Source organism: Nonomuraea sp. NPDC049784, from assembly GCF_040659615.1.
Lineage (GTDB): Bacteria > Actinomycetota > Actinomycetes > Streptosporangiales > Streptosporangiaceae > Nonomuraea.
In genome coordinates, this window is sequence record NZ_JBFAMX010001110.1 from 1 (window position 1) to 1867 (window position 1867).

General features: G+C 72.4%; 1 protein-coding gene and 3 pseudogenes. 2 read left to right on the plus strand and 2 right to left on the minus strand.

The annotated features are described in order from the left end of the window. Positions 1-701 (plus strand): LysR family substrate-binding domain-containing protein (locus AB0J09_RS63775; protein ID WP_360714120.1); only part of this gene is annotated, 701 nt, incomplete at its 5' end. Between the two features lie 73 nt (positions 702-774). Here the strand turns inward: AB0J09_RS63775 and AB0J09_RS63780 are convergent. Beyond that, positions 775-992 (minus strand): annotated as a pseudogene (locus AB0J09_RS63780) (NADP-dependent oxidoreductase); the annotation flags it as partial. Here AB0J09_RS63780 and AB0J09_RS63785 point away from each other — a divergent pair. Beyond that, positions 988-1275: pseudogene (locus AB0J09_RS63785) on the plus strand (helix-turn-helix domain-containing protein); the annotation flags it as partial. The pseudogenes AB0J09_RS63780 and AB0J09_RS63785 overlap by 5 nt on opposite strands. Positions 1276-1564: 289 nt before the next feature. Here AB0J09_RS63785 and AB0J09_RS63790 read toward each other — a convergent pair. Next, positions 1565-1867: pseudogene (locus tag AB0J09_RS63790) on the minus strand (hypothetical protein); the annotation flags it as partial.

Here is a 1867-nt window from a genome sequence, read left to right on the forward strand (position 1 = left end):
TGTCCGCGGCGCCCGCGCTGGCGGCGCTGGACCGGGCATGGGACACCGCCCGGAGCGCGGCGGCCGGTGAACTGGGCACGCTGCGCATCGGATACAGCCTCAGCGCCGGGGCCGAGACGGCACCGGCCCTGGTGGACAGGCTGATTCGCGGCAACAGCGGACTCGAGGTCGGCGCGGTCCCGATGGCGACACCGGAGATCTCCCCCGCGGTCGCCGACGGCCGCATCGATGCCGGGATCACCCGCGGTGAACAGCCGGGCCGTGGCGTGCGCCGGTTCCTGCTGCGGCGTGCGCGCATCGGGGTCCAGCTGGCGCAGCACCATCCGCTGGCCGAACACCCGGAGATCGAGATCGCCGACGCGGCCGCGTATCCGCTGCGACTCCCGGACCGTGCGGCCAACCCCGTGATCCACGATCAGCTGTCCGCACTGTTCCGAGACACCCGACCACACCCCCGATTCCACACGCCCGCAGTCTCTTTCGACATGTCTCAGCGCGACCTGCGCGACGGGGTCACCCTCGCCCCGGCCGGAGAAGCCGCGGTCACGGCAGCACCGGCCGGTCTCACCTGGCGACCGCTGCGGGGCGCGCCCAGCCTGACGATCCACCTGGTCCTCCCACGCGAGCAGTCGCCACTACACCGCCGCATCCGTGCCGTCGCCAAAACCCTGGCGCACGAGCTGCACTGGCTGCCGGACTGACGCGCAAGAGGTCAAGCGAGACGGACGTCTGCGGTGGCGAGGCCGAAGACCTTGCGCCCGGCGGTCTTGCGGTGACATGAGCCCGGCGTTCCTTGGCGATCTGTACGGCGAGGTGACCGACACCGCCGGCCGCGGCGTGGATCAGCACACGCTGCCCGGCCCGCAGGCCCGCGGTCTCGACGAGGGCCTGCCAGGCGGTGAGCGCGGCCAGCGGCAGAGCGGCCGGCTGGATGTGGTCGATCCCGGGGGCTTGGCGACGAAGGCGCGGGTGGGACCGGTCACGTACTCGGCGATGAGCACCCGCACCTTCGCCCGACGCTTCCGGCAAGAGACCGGTCTGAGCCCCGGCCGCTGGCTGACCCAGCAGCGGCTGAGGCGGGCGCGGCACCTGTTGGAGTCCAGCGACCTGCCGGTGGAACGGGTCGCCCACGAGGTCGGCTTCGCCACCGCCACCTCGCTGCGGCGGCACCTGGCAGCGGAGACGGGGGTCGCCCCATCGGCGTACCGGCGCACCTTCCGCGTCTCGGATCCGGCCGCAGGCGACGTCAGGGAAGCATCAAGACCTGGGCGCTGAGAGGTCGTTCTCACGCAAGAGCGGGCCTGCCCTGCTGCTGAGACTTGCATTGTGCGAGATGCGGCACTGTGACGGACTCAGGACCCCTCGCTGAGCGACTCGGAGACATCGAGCGCCACCCTGCCTCCGCTGCGGCGTCCAGCCGGGATCGCCGCCGTTCGCGCGGCGGTGCGATTGCCGCCACATACCACACCGTCCGGCTCACGAAGGCGCCCGGCTCGCAAAGTTGCTGCGGGTGCTGGTCCCGGCGCTCCGCAGGCCCGGACCAGCTCAGGACGGGTTTGGCGGCTCATCGCAGAGTTCTTAAGGGCACCCCTACCTGGGGGCGAGCCATGGACCACATGGACGGCGTCGCCTCCACACGCAACCGGGCGAGTTCCTGCACGAGTCCGTCCGCGCGCTGCGCGTGCGCGGTGCTGGCCTGGGTGAGCGCCGCGACCTCGGCCGCGTGCGCCTTGAGCAGAGTGTCCCGTTCCCGCTCGGCCGCCTGCTCGGCGCGTTCGAGCTCCCGGCGGGCGGCGGCCGCGTTCTCCTCGGCTCGCGTCTTCTCCAGCTCGGCGGCCTGGACCTTCCGGCCGGCTTCGTCCTGGGC